The organism is Streptomyces thioluteus (genome assembly GCF_039535865.1).
Genome location: NZ_BAAAXZ010000106.1, coordinates 1 through 16,892 on the forward strand (window position 1 = coordinate 1; position 16,892 = coordinate 16,892).

The 16,892-nt window shown below is 73.6% G+C and carries 12 protein-coding genes and 5 pseudogenes; 5 read left to right on the top strand and 12 right to left on the bottom strand.

The features are described from left to right. The 4 genes from ABD794_RS13795 to ABD794_RS13805 form a co-directional block, all read right to left on the bottom strand. Positions 1 to 368 (bottom strand): response regulator (locus tag ABD794_RS13795; RefSeq protein ID WP_344963484.1); only part of this gene is annotated, 368 nt, incomplete at its 3' end. A 14-nt stretch (positions 369 to 382) separates the two neighbouring features. After that, positions 383 to 577, bottom strand: a complete 195-nt coding sequence (locus ABD794_RS18985; protein ID WP_425586018.1) for a sensor histidine kinase — start codon at positions 575 to 577, stop codon at positions 383 to 385. Next, entirely contained in the window at positions 574 to 1,593 is a 1,020-nt protein-coding gene (locus ABD794_RS13800; protein ID WP_425586019.1) for a DUF5931 domain-containing protein, read from the bottom strand. The genes ABD794_RS18985 and ABD794_RS13800 overlap by 4 nt, the downstream gene beginning before the upstream one ends. Positions 1,594 to 1,632: 39 nt before the next feature. Beyond that, positions 1,633 to 2,430, bottom strand: a complete 798-nt coding sequence (locus ABD794_RS13805) for a lysophospholipid acyltransferase family protein (RefSeq protein WP_344963486.1) — start codon at positions 2,428 to 2,430, stop codon at positions 1,633 to 1,635. 169 nt (positions 2,431 to 2,599) lie between these two features. On the opposite strand from ABD794_RS13805, the pseudogene ABD794_RS13810 reads away from it, so the two are divergent. Further along, positions 2,600 to 3,368 (top strand): annotated as a pseudogene (locus ABD794_RS13810) (alpha/beta hydrolase). Further along, positions 3,361 to 3,902 (top strand): annotated as a pseudogene (locus ABD794_RS13815) (hypothetical protein). Before ABD794_RS13810 ends, ABD794_RS13815 begins: the two co-directional pseudogenes overlap by 8 nt. A gap of 555 nt (positions 3,903 to 4,457) precedes the next feature. On the opposite strand, the pseudogene ABD794_RS13820 reads toward ABD794_RS13815, so the two are convergent. The 6 genes and pseudogenes from ABD794_RS13820 to ABD794_RS13845 form a co-directional block, all read right to left on the bottom strand. Further along, positions 4,458 to 5,227 (bottom strand): annotated as a pseudogene (locus tag ABD794_RS13820) (endonuclease/exonuclease/phosphatase family protein). A gap of 19 nt (positions 5,228 to 5,246) precedes the next feature. Further along, positions 5,247 to 6,189 (bottom strand): annotated as a pseudogene (locus ABD794_RS13825) (ROK family glucokinase). Between the two features lie 74 nt (positions 6,190 to 6,263). Then, positions 6,264 to 6,728 carry a DUF5304 domain-containing protein gene (locus ABD794_RS13830; protein ID WP_344963468.1) on the bottom strand — a complete coding sequence of 155 codons (465 nt, stop codon included), beginning with the start codon at positions 6,726 to 6,728 and terminating at the stop codon, positions 6,264 to 6,266. A gap of 56 nt (positions 6,729 to 6,784) precedes the next feature. Then, positions 6,785 to 8,014, bottom strand: a complete 1,230-nt coding sequence (locus tag ABD794_RS13835) for an ArsA family ATPase (protein ID WP_344963470.1) — start codon at positions 8,012 to 8,014, stop codon at positions 6,785 to 6,787. Between the two features lie 27 nt (positions 8,015 to 8,041). Next, a complete protein-coding gene (locus tag ABD794_RS13840; protein WP_344963472.1) occupies positions 8,042 to 8,491 on the bottom strand; it encodes an SRPBCC family protein in 450 nt (149 codons plus the stop codon). A 76-nt stretch (positions 8,492 to 8,567) separates the two neighbouring features. Further along, entirely contained in the window at positions 8,568 to 9,329 is a 762-nt protein-coding gene (locus ABD794_RS13845) for a metallophosphoesterase family protein (RefSeq protein ID WP_344963474.1), read from the bottom strand. 307 nt (positions 9,330 to 9,636) lie between these two features. Between ABD794_RS13845 and ABD794_RS13850 the strand changes: the two genes are divergently transcribed. Further along, entirely contained in the window at positions 9,637 to 11,442 is a 1,806-nt protein-coding gene (locus tag ABD794_RS13850) for an AMP-dependent synthetase/ligase (RefSeq protein ID WP_344963476.1), read from the top strand. Positions 11,443 to 11,620: 178 nt separating this feature from the next. Here the strand turns inward: ABD794_RS13850 and ABD794_RS13855 are convergent, their stop codons facing one another. Then, positions 11,621 to 12,763 carry a glycosyltransferase family 4 protein gene (locus ABD794_RS13855; protein ID WP_344963478.1) on the bottom strand — a complete coding sequence of 381 codons (1,143 nt, stop codon included), beginning with the start codon at positions 12,761 to 12,763 and terminating at the stop codon, positions 11,621 to 11,623. Between the two features lie 157 nt (positions 12,764 to 12,920). On the opposite strand from ABD794_RS13855, the gene ABD794_RS13860 reads away from it, so the two are divergent. After that, positions 12,921 to 14,162 (top strand): glycosyltransferase 87 family protein, encoded by a 1,242-nt coding sequence (locus ABD794_RS13860; protein WP_344963480.1) that lies wholly within the window; start codon positions 12,921 to 12,923, stop codon positions 14,160 to 14,162. 694 nt (positions 14,163 to 14,856) lie between these two features. Continuing rightward, positions 14,857 to 15,165 carry a hypothetical protein gene (locus ABD794_RS13865; RefSeq protein ID WP_344963482.1) on the top strand — a complete coding sequence of 103 codons (309 nt, stop codon included), beginning with the start codon at positions 14,857 to 14,859 and terminating at the stop codon, positions 15,163 to 15,165. A gap of 419 nt (positions 15,166 to 15,584) precedes the next feature. Here ABD794_RS13865 and ABD794_RS13870 read toward each other — a convergent pair. Then, positions 15,585 to 16,173: pseudogene (locus ABD794_RS13870) on the bottom strand (C40 family peptidase); the annotation flags it as partial. Positions 16,174 to 16,892: the final 719 nt, after the last annotated feature.

Below are 16,892 nucleotides of genomic sequence, written 5' to 3' on the forward strand. Positions count from 1 at the left end.
CCGGGGGTGAAGACGGGGTCGCCGGCCGCGGTGCTGCGGACGGCGGCGAGCAGCTCGTCCGTGCTGGCCGACTTGACCAGGTAGCCGGTCGCTCCGGACTTCACCGCCTCCAGCACGTCCGCGTGTTCGCCGCTGGCGGAGAGGACGAGGACGCGCAGCGCCGGGTCCGCGGCGACCAGTTCCCGGCAGACCTCGACGCCGGGCAGGCCGGGCAGGTTGAGGTCCAGCACCAGGACGTCGGGGGCGGCGGCCCGGGCGCGGCGCACGGCCTGCGGCCCGTCGCCGGCCGTGGCCACCACGTCGTACCCGGCGGCGGCCAGGTCGCGGGCGACGGCCTCGCGCCACATCGGGTGGTCGTCGACCACCATCACCTTCACGTCGGTCACTCGGTCCCCCGTGGTACTCGAAGTTCGACTTCCGTGCCCTGTCCCGGCACGGACACCAGCTCGGCGCTGCCGCCCAGGTCCCGCAGCCGGCCGCGGATGGAGAGGGCCACGCCCATCCGCCCCTCCCGCTCGGCGTCCGCCAGCCGGCCCTCGGGGATGCCGGGGCCGTCGTCCCGCACCGTGACGATCACCTCGTCCGGTTTCGTCCTCCAGCAGGATCCACGCCTTGGCGTCCTCGCCGGCGTGCTGCGCCACGTTGTCCAGGGCGGCACCGACGGCGGCGGCCAGCTCCGCGGCGGCCGCGGCCTCCAGGAGGACGGGCGTGCCGGGCGCGGCGAGCGAGACGGCCGCCCCGGCGTACGGACCGAGGAGCGCCCGCAGGTCGCAGGGGCCGCGCGGCGCGGCGGGCGCCGGGACGGCGACGGGGGGCCCGGTCCGGCAGGGGTTCCGCGGGCCCGCGCCGGGGCAGCAGTCCGCCGGCGACCAGGGTGCGCAGCGCGATCTCCTGTTCCCCGGCCATCCGGCCCAGTTCGGCGGCCTCGCCGCCGAGCGCGGTGCCCCGGCGCTGGACCATGGCCAGCACCTGGAGGACGCTGTCGTGGATGTCGCGGGCCAGCCGCTCCCGTTCCCGGGTGGCCGCCTCGATCCGCAGGGCCTGGGCGAGGGTGCGCTCGCTGACCCGGGCCACCTCGACGATGTAGCCGATGGCGATGCTGGCGACCCAGACGAGCAGCACGTCGTGGAGGGTGTCCCGGGGCAGGCCGCCGCGCTCGACGGCGTTGGCCGTGGCCACCAGGGTGGCGGCGAGGGCGGCCCACCGCCAGCCGCCCTTGAGCGCCCAGCACAGCACGGCGCCTCCCGCCCAGACGGACGGGAGGGTGGCCGCGCCGTCCTCGATGCGGAAGGCGGAGTCCAGCACGCCGGTGAGGAGGATGCCGCTCAGCGCGATGGTGAGATCGACGACGAGGAAGCGGCGGGTACAGCGTTCGGCGGAGGTGACGCGGTTCCAGGTGAGCAGCGTCCACAAGGTGAGTACGCCCATGTAGAGCGCCGCACCGAGCGGATGGTCGTAGTCGCGGTAGTTGGGGACGAACAGGACGAGCGCATAGCAGAGCGTCACCAGCCGGTAGCCGGTGAGCGCGCGCCACAGCGGCAGCTCCACCGACATCCGTACGCGACGCGGGCGCCCGGTGCGCTCGGCCGTCATCCCCCCACCTCTCACGCTCCGCACCCGGGCGGAGCGCGCCTACTCCCCGCCCTTGTCTTCCTTGTCGCCCTTGGCACCCTTGTTCCAGAAGTGCTTCTTCTCGGGCTCCAGGCCGGCGGCCTTGGCGGCCTTCTCGGCCTCCTTCTCCTCCTCGGCCTGCTTCTTGGCCGCATCGGCGATCTGCCGCTTGGCGGCCGTGGCGTAGATGTCCACGTACTCCTGGCCGGAGAGCTTCATGATCTCGTACATGACCTCGTCGGTCACCGAGCGCAGGATGAAGCGGTCGCCGTCCATGCCGTGGTAGCGGCTGAAGTCCAGCGGCTTGCCGATGCGGATGCCGGGCCGGATCATCTTCGGCACGACCTTCCCCGGCGGCTGGACCTTCTCCGTGTCGATCATCGCCACGGGGAGCACGGGGGCGCCGGTGGCCAGCGCCACCCGGGCCAGACCGCCCGGCTTGCCGCGGTAGAGGCGGCCGTCCGGGGAGCGCGTGCCCTCCGGGTAGATGCCGAAGAGCTCACCGCGCTCCAGCACCTCGATGCCGCTCTTGATCGCCGCCTCGCCCGCGCCGCGGGCGCCCGAGCGGTCGACCGGGAGCTGGCCCACGCCCTTGAAGAACGCGGCCGTCAGCTTCCCCTTGACACCCGGAGAGGTGAAGTATTCCTGCTTCGCGATGAAGGTGATCTTGCGATCGAGCACCGCGGGGAGGAAGAAGGAGTCCGAGAACGAGAGGTGGTTGCTCGCCAGGATCGCGGGCCCCTCGGCGGGCACGTTCTCCAGGCCCTCCACCCACGGCCGGAAGGCAAGCTTCAGCGACCCGCCGATGGACAGCTTCATAGCGCCGTAGAACAACCGAGAACCTCCTGTGTGTGACGAGGAGACCTTAACCTGCCTACCCGCCGTGCGGCGCTCCGCGTAGGCTGAGGGAACAGACCCTGTCCTTCCGCGGCCGCCGCGCGTCGTGCCCGTCGTGCCCGCGGTCCCGCTCCATTGATCGGAGATCCCGGTGCCGCTCCTCCCCGGCGCCGAGCCGTTCCGCCACGAAGGCGGAGAGGTCGGCGTCCTCGTCTGCCACGGCTTCACCGGTTCCCCGCAGTCCGTCCGGCCCTGGGCCGACGATCTCGCCGCCCGCGGGTTCACGGTGTCGCTGCCCCTGCTGCCCGGCCACGGCACCCGCTGGCAGGACATGCAGATCACCGGCTGGCAGGACTGGTACGCCGAGGTGGACCGCGAATTGTGGGGGCTGCGGGAGCGCTGCGCCCAGGTCTTCGTCTGCGGCCTCTCCATGGGCGGGGCCCTGGCCCTGCGGCTCGCGGCCCGGCACGGGGACGCGGTCTCGGGCGTCGCCGTCGTCAACCCGGCCAACAAGGTGCACGGACTGGCCGCCAAGGCACTGCCGGTGGTCCGGCACTTCGTCCCCACGGCCGCCGGGATCGCCAGCGACATCGCCAAGCCCGGGGCGGAGGAGGTCGGTTACGACGGGTGCCGCTGCACGCGGCGCACTCCTTCCGGCGCTTCCTCCAGCTCGTGGACCGCGAACTGCCCCAGGTGACCCAGCCGTTGCTGCTCATGCACAGCCCCGAGGACCACGTCGTACCGCCGGCCGACTCCGCACGCATCCTGGCCCGGGTCCTCCTCCCGGGACGTCACCGAGCGGCTGCTGGAGCGCCAGTTACCACGTGGCCACGCTCGACCACGACGCCCCGGCGATCTTCGAGGACACCTACGCCTTCGTCTCCCGGCTCGCCGCGCAGCGGACGGCCCCCCGTGGCTGAGCGCGACGCCGGACACGACCGCGACCGGGACCCCCTCGACGAGGACGCCGCCTGGGCGGAGCTGGTCGCCGCGTACGGGGAGCAGCCCGACCCCGAGAAGGGGCGCTGGCCGGCGACGGGCGGCGAGGACGAGACCCCTCCGGCCGCCGCGCCCGCGGCGGAGACCCCCACCACGGAGGCCCCCAAGCCGCCCGAGCGGCCCGGCAGTTTCATCGTCTACGCGCCCGGGTCGGCCCCCGCGACTGGTCCACGCCCGCACCCCCGGACGCGGACGACGAGGACGACGAGGGCCACTTCGTCCCCCCCGGAGCCGCCGCCGCTCCCGTCCGGCGACGTCACGTCGCGCTTCGCGTGGCTGGCGGTGCTGGGCGGTCCCCTGCTGCTGCTGGTGATGGTCCTGCTCCAGCAGGAACTGACGTGGTGGATCACGACGCTGGGCATCGGGGGCTTCCTCGGCGGTTCGCGACGCTGGTCCTGCGGATGCGGGACGGGGACGACGAGGACGACGATCCGGGGCGTGGCGCGGTCGTGTGAGGGGGTGTACCCCGGACCCGCCCTTTCACCATTTCTTCCGGGGCGGGGCCCCCGGACCCGAACCGCCCTCCGGGCGGTGGCCCGGCACCGCGCTCCGCGCGGTGGGGCGGGGTTGCGCTCCGCGCAGAGGCCGCGGGCTCCGCCCCTGCACCCCACCGGGGGCTGCGCCACCTGCGCCCCTGGCCGGGGCTGAGCCCCTGGCCCCCGAAGCGCCCTGCGGGCGCTGTCCTCAAACGCCGGACGGGCTGAAGTGCGCGCCCGGGCTGGATTTCAGGCACGGGCGCGCCAGTCCAGCCCGTCCGGGGGTTGCCCCCTCCGGGGAGCTTGAGGACAACCGCGCGGAGCGCGGTTGCGGGGCCCGGGGCGAAGCCGGGCCCCGGGCGCAGCAGCAGCATTACCGGACCCGGGGCGGAGCCGCACTGCGGGGTCCGGGGCGGAGCCCCAGGCAGGGGTCCAGGGGGCGGAGCCCCCGGCAAACGCGGCGGAGCCGCGTTGCGGGCCCGGGGCTTGCCCCGGAGGAAACGGTGAAAGGGCGGGACCGGGGCACAAACCCCCTCACCCACCCACCGGCACCCGCAGCGCCGCCAGCACCGGCAGATGATCCGTCGCCGCCCGCAGATCCGCCTCGGACACCCCCGCCAACCCCATCGGCACCCCGCACCCCAGCACCTCCACCCCCCGCGTAGCGAACACCGCGTCGATCCGCTGCAGCGGATCACCCCAGCCGCGTCGTATGCTCCCGCCCCCACGGCTTCACGGCCCAGCCGTCCTGGAGCGCGTCCGCCCAGCAGCCCGAACGTCCGGCCGGACGGACGGTCGTTGAGGTCCCCGGCGACGACACCGTGGGGCACACCCAGCGCGTCCAACGCCTCCAGCACCAACCGCCCCTGGGCGTACCGCTCCTCGTCGCGGATGCTCAGGTGGCAGCTGACGACGCCCAGCCGCGCCCCGGCCGGGCCGAAGCGGAGGACGGCCGTCGCCAGCCCGCGCTGGTGCAGGCCCGGCGTGCGGGGCAGCAACAGGGCCTCGGCGCGCTCCACATGGGGACGCAACGTGGAGAGGATCATCGGGCCGGACGCCGTCGCCCCGCCCGTCACGTACACCAGCCCGGCCGCCCGCGCGAGGCGCGCCACCGCCTTGCGCCAGCGAAGAAGCGGGGGGCCTCCTGCACACAGACGACGTCGGGGGCGCAGGCCCGGATGACCCGGGCCAGCGCCCCCCACATCGTCCCGCAGGGAACGGACGTTGTAGCTCAGCACCCGCACGACGGCGGAACCGTCGGCTTCGGTGCCCGACACCGGCAGATCAGGTAGCACGTCACCCATGCCACCATCATGATCCGGTTCAGCCCTGGCGCGCCAGATCGGCCGCGCCGACGAGCCCCGCCTTGCCGCCGAGCTGCGCGGCGAGCACCTGTGCGTGCGGCCGCCACTGCCCGCCGACGAGCCAGCGGCGGAAGGACTTGCGGATCGGGTCGAGGACGAGGTCGCCCTCGTCGGAGAGCCCGCCGCCGACGATGAACGCCGACGGGTCGAACAGCGAGGCCAGATCGGCGAGTCCGGAGCCGACCCAGCGGGCCAGCTCGCGGAAGGAGTCGATCGCCACCGGGTCGCCCTGCCGGGCGGCCTCGCTGATGTGCTTGCCCTCGATGCCCTCGGGGGTGCCGTCGCCGAGGCCGAGGAGGATCTCGGCGTTGCCCGGCGTGGCCTGGGCGCGCTGCTTGGCGTAGCGGACCAGGGCGCGGCCGGAGGCGTACTGCTCCCAGCAGCCCTGGCTGCCGCAGCCGCACAGCAGGCCGTCCGGCACGGTGCGGATGTGCCCGAACTCGGCGGCCACGCCGAAGCGGGCCGCGGCGCAGCTTGTTGCCGATGATGATGCCGCCGCCCAGGCCGGTGCCCAGGGTGATGCAGATGACGTCGTCGTGGCCCTGGCCGGCGCCGAAGCGGTACTCGCCCCAGGCGGCGGCGTTGGCGTCGTTCTCGACGACGACGGGGAGGCCGACGCGCTGCTCGACCTTGTCCTTGAGCGCCTCGTGCCGCCAGTTGATGTTGGGGGCGAAGAGGACCGTGGCCCGCTTGTCGTCCACGTAGCCGGCCGCGCCGATGCCGACGGCCTCGACGTCGTGGTCGGCGCTGACGGTCCGCACCGCGTCGGCGATGGCGTCGATGACTCCTTCGGGCGTGTTCGGGGTCGGCACCTTGCATGTCGCGAGGATCGAACCCTCTTCGTCGACCACGCCGGCCGCGATCTTCGTGCCGCCGATGTCGACGCCGATGGTGAGTCCCATGTATCCCTCAGTTTTTCGCTCGAACCCCGCCGCCGACAACCGTACCGGAGGTGAGGGAGCTCCCCGGCCGGGCCTCAGTCGAGGTCGATCCGCTCGGTGCCGCCCGGGGCGTCCCCGTCGTCGCCGTCCCGCCCGTCCCGGCCGTCCTCCGCGGCCCGGCGGGTCCACCGCTCCTCCTGGCCGCGGACCGCCGCGCGGTAGGCCGCGAGCAGTTCGGAACCGGCGGAGGCGAGGTGGTCGAAGACCTCGGGGTTGCGCTCGACGACCGGCTCGACGACGGCCTTCGCGGCGTCGACGATCTGCTGCACGGCGCCCTGCGCCGCGGTGACGGACGGCGGCAGCTGGAGGCCGGCCACCTTGTCGGTGACGGCGTCGATCAGCTTGCGCAGCTCCTCCGCGGCCGTGCCGGGGGTCGCGCCCTGCCCGTACTGCTCGCGCCTGCGGGCGCGTTCCGCGGCGAGGTCCTCGGCGCAGGCCGTCTCCCAGGCGTCGGGGTCGGGTTCCCCGTGCGGGGCGGGGCGCTCGGTGGCATCGTTCACGGCGGACTCCAGAAACGGGGCTTTCCTCCGACGTTACCCGAACGAGGCAACGTGGTTCAGGGTGTCCGCGGCCACAGCTGGGGATCGGGCACGAAGCGTACGCACAGCGCTCCGTCCCGCAGCCCCGCACCGGCGACGGTGCAGCGGCGCAGCGCGGACGGCAGGGGCAGGACGCGGCGGAACGGTCCGACGGCGACGATGAGTTCGTCGCCGCGGCGCACCAGGCCGAGCCCGTCGCGCTCGGCCCCGGGCAGCGGCAGCCGCCAGACCAGCAGGTTGTCGGTGGCGAGGTGGTCCTCGACGGCGGGGGCGGGCCGCGGCGGGCCGTCGCCGGGCTTCCCGAGGCCGCCCCGCTCCGCCAGGGCGGCGAGGTCGGCGGTGCCGCGCGGGGCCCGGCCGAGGTGCGGCAGGCCGAGGACGGCGACGCCGTCGGCCGCGTACTCCTCGTGGAGCGCCTCGTGCGCGGCCTGTTGCCCGGCGGCCAGGCCGGCGAGCCAGGGGTCGGTGCTGCCGGGGAGCAGCCGGTTGGATATGAGGGCGTCGACGCGGACGCCCTGGAGGGCGAGCCCCGCGCGCACCGGCCGCAGGGCGTCACCGGCCCAGGGGCCGGGTTCGGTGACCAGGCGGACGGTGGTGGAGTCCGCGTCGATCACGTCCTGGACGGCGGCCAGTTCGGCGTCCCAGCGCGCGGCGAGTTCGTAGAGCCGCTGGGCGGGCATGGGCACCCCGGCCAACTGGGCGAGGACCGGGCGCAGGGCGCGGGCGGCCTGCCGCTCCGGGGGCAGCAGCCGGCGCAGGTAGCGGCGCAGCTGCTCGGGCAGGGCGAGCAGCCGGACGGTCTCGTGGGCCGGGGGCATGTCGACGACGAGCAGGTCCCGGGCCGCGTCGTCCTCGCGGTGCGCGGCGCGCAGGGCGGCGAGCAGCGCGAGGGGTTCGGCGCCGGGGAGCTCGGTGAGCTCCTCGGGGTCGAGGGGGGCGGCGCCCAGCAGGTCGAAGAGGGCGGCGCCGCGTTCCTGGAGGTCGCCCGCGAGGGCGGTGAAGTGCTCGTCGGCGGTGATCCGGGCGGCCCACAGCCCGGGGGCGGCCTCGACGGGCGTGCCCCACGGACGACGGGCGTCCGCGCCGTCGCGCGGCAGCGGGACGCCGAGCACGGCGTCCGGCACCGGACCGCGCTCACCGGTCAGCAGCAGGACGCGGTGCCCGGCGCGGGCCGCCGCGAGGGCGGTGGCCGCCGCGGCGGTGGTGCGGCCCGCGCCGCCGGGACCGGTGACGAGGACCGTGCGCAAGGGGAGCCTTCCGGAAGGGCGGTGGGGTCAGGAGGCGACGACGGACTCGACGCGCTGCTTGAGCCCGGCGAGGGCGCGGTCGATGATGACCTTCTCCGCCTTGCGCTTGATCATCCCCAGCATCGGGATCTTGACGTCGACGGTGAGCGAGTAGGTCGCCTCGGTCCGGCGGCCGCCGTCCAGCGGGGCGAGGCTGTAGGAGCCGTCGAGCTGGCGCAGCATCTGGGACTTGTCCAGCGACCACGAGACGGTGAGCTCGTCGGGCCAGCTGTACTTCAGCGTGTGGTCGTCCTTGATGGCGCCGGCGTCGAGCACCAGGCGCACCTTGGCGGCGCGCCCCTGCTCGTCCTTCTCCAGCACCTCGGCCTGCTTGACCTCCCCGGTCCACTCCGGGTAGCGGTCGAAGTCGGCGATGACCGCCATGACCTCGGCGGGGGTCGCCTCGATGGTGATGCTCGAGCTGGTGTGTTCCGCCATCTCCGTGGCTCCTCCGTGCCGGCCGCCGCCTGTGTCGTGCTGCTGTCTGCCGGTGAAGGCTACCTCTCGCGGCGCGTCACCACTCCAGCGCCCATGGTGTACCGGTGGACGCGAAGTGCCCGACGTTGACGCATTCGGTCACGCCGATGCGCATTCTTCGGGCCAGTGGCTGGTGGACGTGGCCGAAGAGCGCGTACTTGGGACGGGTGGCGAGGATGGTCTCCAGCAGCGCCGAACTGCCGCGCTCGAAGCGGCGGGCGACCGTGTCGTAGCAGAGTTCCGGCACGTCGGGCGGGATGTGGGAGCAGAGGACGTCCACCTCGCCGAGGGCGGCGAGCCGTCCCGCGTAGACCTCGTCGTCGATCTCGTAGGGGGTGCGCATGGGCGTCCGCAGGCCACCTCCGACAAAGCCGAAGATCCACCCCCCGATCTCGGCCCGCTCGCCGTCGAGCACCGTGGTGCCCGGACGGGCGTACTCGGGCCACAGCGGAGGGACATCGACATTGCCGTAGGTGGCGTAGGTCGGGGTGGGGAAGGCGGCGAAGAGTTCGGCGTACTGCTTGCGTACGGCCCGTTCGACGGCGGCGTCCTTGTCGATGCCCGCCCACAGGCCGCGGGCCAGCTCCCGGGCCTCCGCGAAGCGGCGGGCGGTGCGCAGTTCGACGATGCGGTCGGCCATCTCCACCCCGAACAGCTCGGGGAAGATGCCGCGCGAGTGGTCGGCGTAGTCGAGGAAGAGCACCAGGTCGCCGAGGCAGACCAGGGCGTCCGCGCCGTCGCCGGCCCGGGCCAGGTCCCGGGCGTTGCCGTGCACATCGCTGACCACGTGAACTCGCATGGTCAGCACCCTAGGCCGCCGCCGACGGCGTTCGGAAGGGCCCTGGCGAAGGGCCATGACAGGGCTGCGACCTGCGGTTACTTCCGGGTCACCAAGAGGAGGGGCTAGGGTGCCGGGAGCGGTTCCGCGGCATGTGACGCACAGAACATCTGGGCGTGACCCTCTATTCGAAACCTGTACTGGTGGGTAACGTCCGGGCCGTCCTCCTTCACCCTGCCTTCACCCCTGCCTGAAACACATGGACCGCAGCCGACGCAGCGCCCCTCGACGACGCGGCGGCGCCGGCGCCCGACGAGGAGCAGCAGTCTTGCGCGAGTTCAGCCTTCCGGCCCTCTACGAGGTCCCCGCGGACGGAAACCTGACGGATCTCATCCGCCGGAACGCTTCGCTCCACCCAGAGGTCGTCGTCATAGGGCGCAAGACCGCGAACGGTTGGCAGGACGTCACCGCGGTGGAGTTCCTCGCCGAGGTCCGCGCCGCGGCCAAGGGCCTGATGGCCTCGGGCGTCCGGCCCGGCGACCGGATCGGCCTGCTGTCGCGCACCCGCTACGAGTGGGCGCTGCTGGACTTCGCCATCTGGACCGCGGGCGCGGTCACCGTGCCGGTCTACGAGACCAGCTCCCCCGAGCAGATCGAGTGGATCCTCGGCGACTCGGGCGCCGTGGCCTGCCTGGCCGAGACCGCCGCGCACGAGGCCGCGGTGGAATCCGTGCGGGAGCGGCTGCCCGAGCTGAAGCACGTCTGGCGGATCGACAAGGACGCAGACGGCGCCCTCGACGCGCTCCGCGACGCCGGCGAGGGCGTCACCGACGAGGAGGTCGACGAGCGCAGCTCGCTGGCCGACGCGGACTCCCCCGCGACCATCGTCTACACCTCCGGCACCACCGGGCGCCCCAAGGGCTGTGTGCTCACCCACCGCAGCTTCTTCGCCGAGTGCGGCAACGCGGTCGAGCGCCTCAAACCCCTGTTCCGCACCGGCGACTCCTCCGTCCTCCTCTTCCTGCCCGCGGCGCACGTCTTCGGGCGGCTGGTGGAGGTCGCCGCGCTGATGGCCCCCATCCGGCTGGGCATGGTCAGCGACATCCGCAACCTCACCGACGACCTGGCCGGGTTCCGCCCGACGCTGATCCTGGGCGTGCCGCGGGTCTTCGAGAAGGTCTACAACGGGGCGCGCGCCAAGGCCCAGGCCGACGGCAAGGGCAAGATCTTCGACAAGGCCGCGGACACGGCGATCGCCTACAGCCGGGCGCTCGACACCCCCGAGGGCCCCTCCTTCGGCCTCAAACTCAAGCACAAGGTCTTCGACCGGCTCGTCTACGGCAAGCTCCGCGCGGTCCTCGGCGGCCGCGCCACGCACGCGATCTCGGGCGGCGCCCCGCTGGGCGAGCGGCTGGGCCACTTCTACCGGGGCATCGGCTTCACGGTCCTGGAGGGCTACGGCCTCACCGAGTCCTGCGCCGCGACCGCCTTCAACCCCTGGGACCGGCCCAAGATCGGCACGGTCGGCCAGCCGCTGCCCGGCTCCGTGATCCGGATCGCGGACGACGGCGAGGTGCTGCTGCACGGCGAGCACCTGTTCACCGGCTACTGGAACAACGAGAAGGCCACCGCCGAGGCGCTCGCCGACGGCTGGTTCCACACGGGCGACCTGGGCACCCTCGACGAGGACGGCTTCCTCAAGATCACCGGCCGGAAGAAGGAGATCCTCGTGACCGCGGGCGGCAAGAACGTCGCCCCCGCGGTCATCGAGGACCGCATCCGCGCCCACGCGCTGATCGCCGAATGCATGGTCGTCGGCGACGGCCGCCCCTTCGTGGGCGCCCTCGTCACCCTCGACGAGGACTTCCTGCCGCGCTGGCTGGAGTCCCACGGCAAGCGGGCCGGCCTGACGGCCGCGGACCTGGCGGACGATCCCGAGCTGCTCGCGGACGTCCAGAAGGCGGTCGACGACGGCAACGCGGCCGTGTCGAAGGCGGAGTCGGTACGGAAGTTCCGCGTGCTGGCGGCGCAGTTCACGGAGGCGTCCGGGCATGTGACGCCGTCGCTGAAGCTGAAGCGGAACGTTGTCGCGAAGGACTTCGCGCACGAGATCGAGGCGATCTATCACGGGTAGGGGTGCCTGTGGGGGGAGTTGCCCCCGGCCCGCCCTTTCACCGTTTCTCTCCGCGCTCCGCGCGGGTTTGTCCTCAAGCGCCGGACGGGCTGAATATCAGCCCGTCCGGCGTTTGAGGACAGCGCGCGCAGCGTGCTGCTGCGGAAACGGTGAAAGGGCGGGCCAGGGGCAACTCCCCCTACAGCAACCCCTCCAACCGCCCCGCCAGCAGATCCCACCGCCACCGCTCCTCCACCCACCGACGCCCCCGCGCACCCATGCGCACCCGCAGCTCGGGGTCGAGAAGCAGCTCGACGAGCCGATCGGCGCACGCCGCGGCGGAATCGCCGCGCACCACAAACCCCGTCTCCCCTTCGAGCACCGCATCCGGCGCCCCGCCCGAATCCCCCGCCACCACCGGCAACCCCGTCGCCGACGCCTCCAGGTAGACGATCCCCAGCCCCTCCACGTCCAGCCCGCCCCGCCGCGTCCGGCACGGCATCGCGAAGACGTCGCCCGCGCCGTAGTGGGCCGGGAGCTCCTCCCACTCCACCGGCCCGGTGAAGCGCACGGCGTCCGCGACGCCCGTCTCCGCCGCCAGCCGCCGCAGGTCCGCCGCGTAGGGCCCGCCCCCGACGATCAGCAGCACCGCGTCCGGCACCCGTGCCAGCACCGCCGGCATGGCCCGGATCAACGTGTCCTGCCCCTTGCGCGGCACGAGCCGGGACACGCAGACCACGACCGGCCGGTCCGTCAGCCCCAGCCGGGCCCGCACCGCGTCCCCTCCCGACCCGGGATGGAAGGTCTTCTCGTCCACGCCGGGCGGCAGTTGGACCATGCGCGAGGCCGCGTCGCCCGTGAGGGCGGTCGCGATACGGGACCGCGTGTACTCCCCCAGATAGGTGATCGTGTCCGTGCCCTCGCCGATGCGGCGCAGCAGTTGCCGCGCGCCGGGCAACTGGGCCCAGCCCGCCTCGTGGCCGTGCGTCGTGGCGACGATCCGCCGCGCCCCGGCCGCCCGCAGCGCCGGCGCCATCAGCCCCAGCGGGGCGGCGGCCCCGAACCAGACGGAGGAGCAGCCGTGTTCGCGCAGCAGACCCACCGCGCGCCGGGTCACCCGCGGGGTGGGCAGCAGCATCGTGGTCCGGTCGCGCACGACGCGGAAGGGCTGCTCGGCGTCGAAGCGGGCGGTGGCCCGTACGCCCTCCTCGCTCCGCTTCCAGGTGGACGCGTAGACGACGACCCGCTCCGGGTCCAGGCGCAGCGCCATGTTGTGCAGGAAGGCCTGGATGCCGCCCGGGCGCGGCGGGAAGTCGTTGGTGACGATCAGGGTCTTGTGCATCGCCGCCGACAGTACCGCCTGCCCCCGGACGGCGATCGGGCGGCAACCGCGCCCGCCCCCGCCACGTCACCGCGTGCCGGACCGGCTCCCAGGCATCATGCCTTGCAGCGACGGTGCACGTACGGCGAGTAGCGCCCCCGACCGGACGAGGTGGACGATGACGGGCTCCAGGACGGGCTCCCGACTGCGGACCCTGATCGCGACGTGGGCCGTCACCCGCGCCTTCCTGCTGCTGTGCGTGTTCCGCGTGCTGGACATGCCGGGGTCCGACGTCGCCGTGGACATCGAGGTGATCTACCAGGGCTGGTACGGCGTCCTGCGCACCGGCATCTTCCCCTACGACGACGTCACCTGGCAGTACCCGCCCGCCGCCGCGCTCGCCGTGCTCGCCCCCGGTCTGCTCCCGTTCCTGAACTACGCGCCCGCGTTCTTCCTGGTGTGCTTCGCGGCGGACGCCGCGGTCCTCGCGCTCCTGCTGTACGCGGTCCGGGACGGGCGGCGCAGCCGGCGCGGGGTGTGGGTGTGGGTGGCCGGGGTGCCGCTGCTCGGGCCGATCGTCTACGCCCGTTACGACGTGATGGTGACCGCCGTCGCGGTCGCCGCGCTGCTGGCACTGGGCCGCCGCCCGCGCGCGGCCGGGGCGCTCGCCGGCTTCGGCACGCTGCTGAAGGTCTGGCCCATGCTGCTGCTCATCGGGGTGGAGCGCGGCCCGCGCACCCGCTCCGCGTGGAGCTCGGCGATGGTCACCGTGGTGGTGCTGGCGATGCTGTTCGCCGCGGCCATGCCCGGGGCGCTGGCCTTCCTGACCTTCCAGCGCGACCGGGGCACGGAGGTCGAGTCCCTGGGCTCGCTGGTCTTCCACCTCGGCCGGCACTTCGGCTGGCACGGGCGGGCGCGGCTGCACTACGGCTCGGTGGAGTTCCTGGGGCGCCATGTGCACGCGGTCAGCGCGCTGGCGCTGGGGCTGAGCCTGCTGGCGTTCGGCTGGCTGCTGCTGTGGCGGCTCAAGGCGCGGACGTTCACGCCGTGCACGCCGTCCGACGCGGCGTTCACGGCGGTGCTGCTGTTCACCACGACGAGCCGGGTGATCAGCCCGCAGTACGTGGTGTGGCTGATCGGACTGGCGGCGGTCTGCGCGACGGCCCGGGCGTCCCGGCAGGCGGGCCTGCCGGTGGCGCTGGTGCTCGCGGTCGCGCCCCTGACGCAGCTGGAGTTCCCGATCTGGTTCTCGCACGTGGTCGCCAGCGACAAGCTGGGGGTGGCGACGCTGACGCTGCGCAACGCGTTGCTGGTGGCGGCGACGGTGGTGGCGTGCCGTCGGCTGTGGCGGGCGACGGTGCCGGTGCCGGCGGCGCGACTGGACGGCCCCGAGCGGGCGTCGGAACTGGCGTCCCGGTAAGGGGGTGCCCCGGCTGAAACAGCCCGTCCGGCGTTTGAGGACTTCGCCCGAAGGGCGAATGGGGCCCGGGGTCTCCCCGGAAGAAACGGTGAAAGGGCGGGCCAGGGGCAAAACCCCCCGCGCAGCACCTACCCCCGCAGCACCTCCCCCACATACCCCCGCCACCGCCCCGTGAAGTCCCCCCACGCTCACCCCCAACACCTCCCGCGCAGCCCGTTCCAAGGAGCCTCCCTTGGCACCCACCGCCCGGTAGAAGGCCACCAACTTCCCCTCCCCCCACCGCTCCGCCACCATCCGGCACGCCAGCCAGCCCCCTTCGTACGCCCGCGCCAGCCGCCCCGGCTCCCCCGTGAAGCCGAAGTCCGCGTCCGCGGGCAGCCCGCGGGGTGCCCCGGAGGAGGCGACCGACCGGGCGAGTTCCGGGGCGATCTGACGCGGCGTACGCCCGACCCCCCGGTACGCGACCCAGTCCGCGAACCCCTCCGAGAGCCACATCGGCGTCGTCGACGACGTGCTGTCGCGCGTCGCGACGTGCGTGGCCTCGTGCGTGAGCACGGTCCGCCGGCCGAAGTCCCCGAGCGCCCCGTACGCCTCGGGGTTGACGACGATCCGCGCGGGCGTCCCGGTCCCGTCCCCGGTGGTGACGGCCGCGATGCCCCGGTAGTCGGAGGCCGGCGCCCCGAGCAGGGCGCCCATGCGCTCCAGGGAGGCGGGCATCTCCACCACGATCCGGCCGAAGGAGCCGTCCTTCCAGGCCGAGTCCACCGCCGGCACCGCCGTGTCCGCGAGCCCGGCCACGGACCGCAGCAGGTCCGTCTGCTGTCCCGCCCCCAGGACGAGGCTGCGGGCGCCCCGCACCACCGTGACCCGGCCCTGCTCCCACAACTGCCGGTCGCCGGACGCGGTGTCGTCGCCGGCCACGTACCACCGCCCGTCGCGCCGCACCGCGGTCAGCCGTACGGGGACGGCGACCGGCGCCGCGTCGTACCCGGCGAGGCGGTAGCGGAGTTCGGCCTCGACGGCCACCCGGTGGCCGGACCCGGCGGCGGGGGTGAAGCCGCCGAGGCGCGCCACCCGGTAGTCCCAGGCGGCGAACGGGACGCCGGCGAGGTTCTCGTAGACCTGCCGCCGCCGGTCGCGGTAGGCCGCCGCGTCCGGGGAGGGGTCCACGGCGTCGGTGTACGCCCGCTCGTCGTGCCCGCGAACGGCCGCCGCCCAGCGGTCGAGCAGCCGTTGCACGGCGACGGTCTCGACCCGGCCCGGCGTCGGGACCGACGGTCTCGCAGCCGGCCAGAACCGAGCACGCCATCAGCAGGGCGGCCAGGCAGTGCGCTGCCCGGCGCCCGTTCCACCGCGTCCGGCCGTCCATGGCCCGCATCGTACGAGCCGGCCGGGCGGGCCCCGGTGATCAGGGCCGGTCAGGGGCCGGGTGATGGAGGAGATCGGCATCATGTTGGCGGGGTCGTACCGCACCCGCGCCCCGGGGTAGGGGGCGTGCACGACCTGGCCGTTGCCCACGTACATGCCGACGTGGCTGGCGTCGTCCCGGTAGATGACCAGGTCGCCGGGCCGGGCCTCGGAGAGCGACACGTGCCGGCCCGCGTTGCGCTGGGCCTGCGAGGTCCGCGGCAGGCCGACCCCGGCCCGCCCGTAGGCCCACTGCATCAGCCCGGAGCAGTCGAAGGCGGACGGGCCGGTCGCCCCCCCAGGCGTAGGGCGTGCCGACCGCCGAGCGGGCGGCCATCGCGGCGGCGGCGCCGCGCGAGGACGACGCGCCGGAGGCGGGCCCCGCTTCCTGCCCCGGGAGCGAGGCGGCGAGCCGGGAGAGCGGCGGCAGGGAGCCGGACCGCTCCGCCCCGCCGCCGGAGCGCGAGGCCCGCGCGTACTCCTCGCGCTCGTCGTCCGGCAGGGAGTTGAGCAGCCGGCGCGCCGCGGCGAGCTTGCCCTCGACCTCGCGCTTGTGCTGCTCGACGGCCCGGCGGCTCTCCTCCAGCTCGGCGAGGGTGCGGGCCCCTGCTAGGGCCTGCGTTTTTCCATACACGCTCCCTCTGAGGTCCGTGGTGTGTTCGTGCTTGCTCTGCGCAGAGCGCGGCTGGTGCTGCGCGTTTCCAGCAGGGCGTGCAGGCCAATGAGCGTGAGCTCGGGTGGGCCATCCTGGTAACCTGACGTCGCTCTTCAGTGTACGGTGAAACGGATTCGGAGTAAAGAGTCTTGTATCCATGGTGGAGGCTGCGCTTTACGCTGTAAGTGTGTGTCACGAGGTGAATGAGCGCCTTCATTGGGGGTCGAGTGCGTTAGATAATATAGTAGCAGCAGCCGCCATGGTGTGACCTGGTGTGTAGGGTACTGTCCTGTGTACTGTGTCGGCGTAGAAGTACGCGACTACTTAGTTGGAGAAGCGTGTGTGTGTGTTCGGTAAATGGTCACTGGGCGGAGGCGACCACGCTGTTGATTGCCGAGGCCCGTTGCGCATCGCGTTGACCCTCTGTTGACCTCTGGCCCGTGCGGGCGTCCCAGGTTTCGGCTTGCCTCGATTTCTGATACCTTGCCAGACCGTCTGTGTGCTCATGGGCCGTGTCATGTTGCTAGGGCGGAGAGGGGGATCGCGGCGGTCGTGCGGCGGCGTTGAACTTCTCGGTGGCCCGCCTCGGCCTGTTCCGTAAGCCGGTCCGATCTGCTCCCGACCGTCCCGGCGGCGTCGTCCGCGGGCCCGGGGCGGGGCGGGCGGGT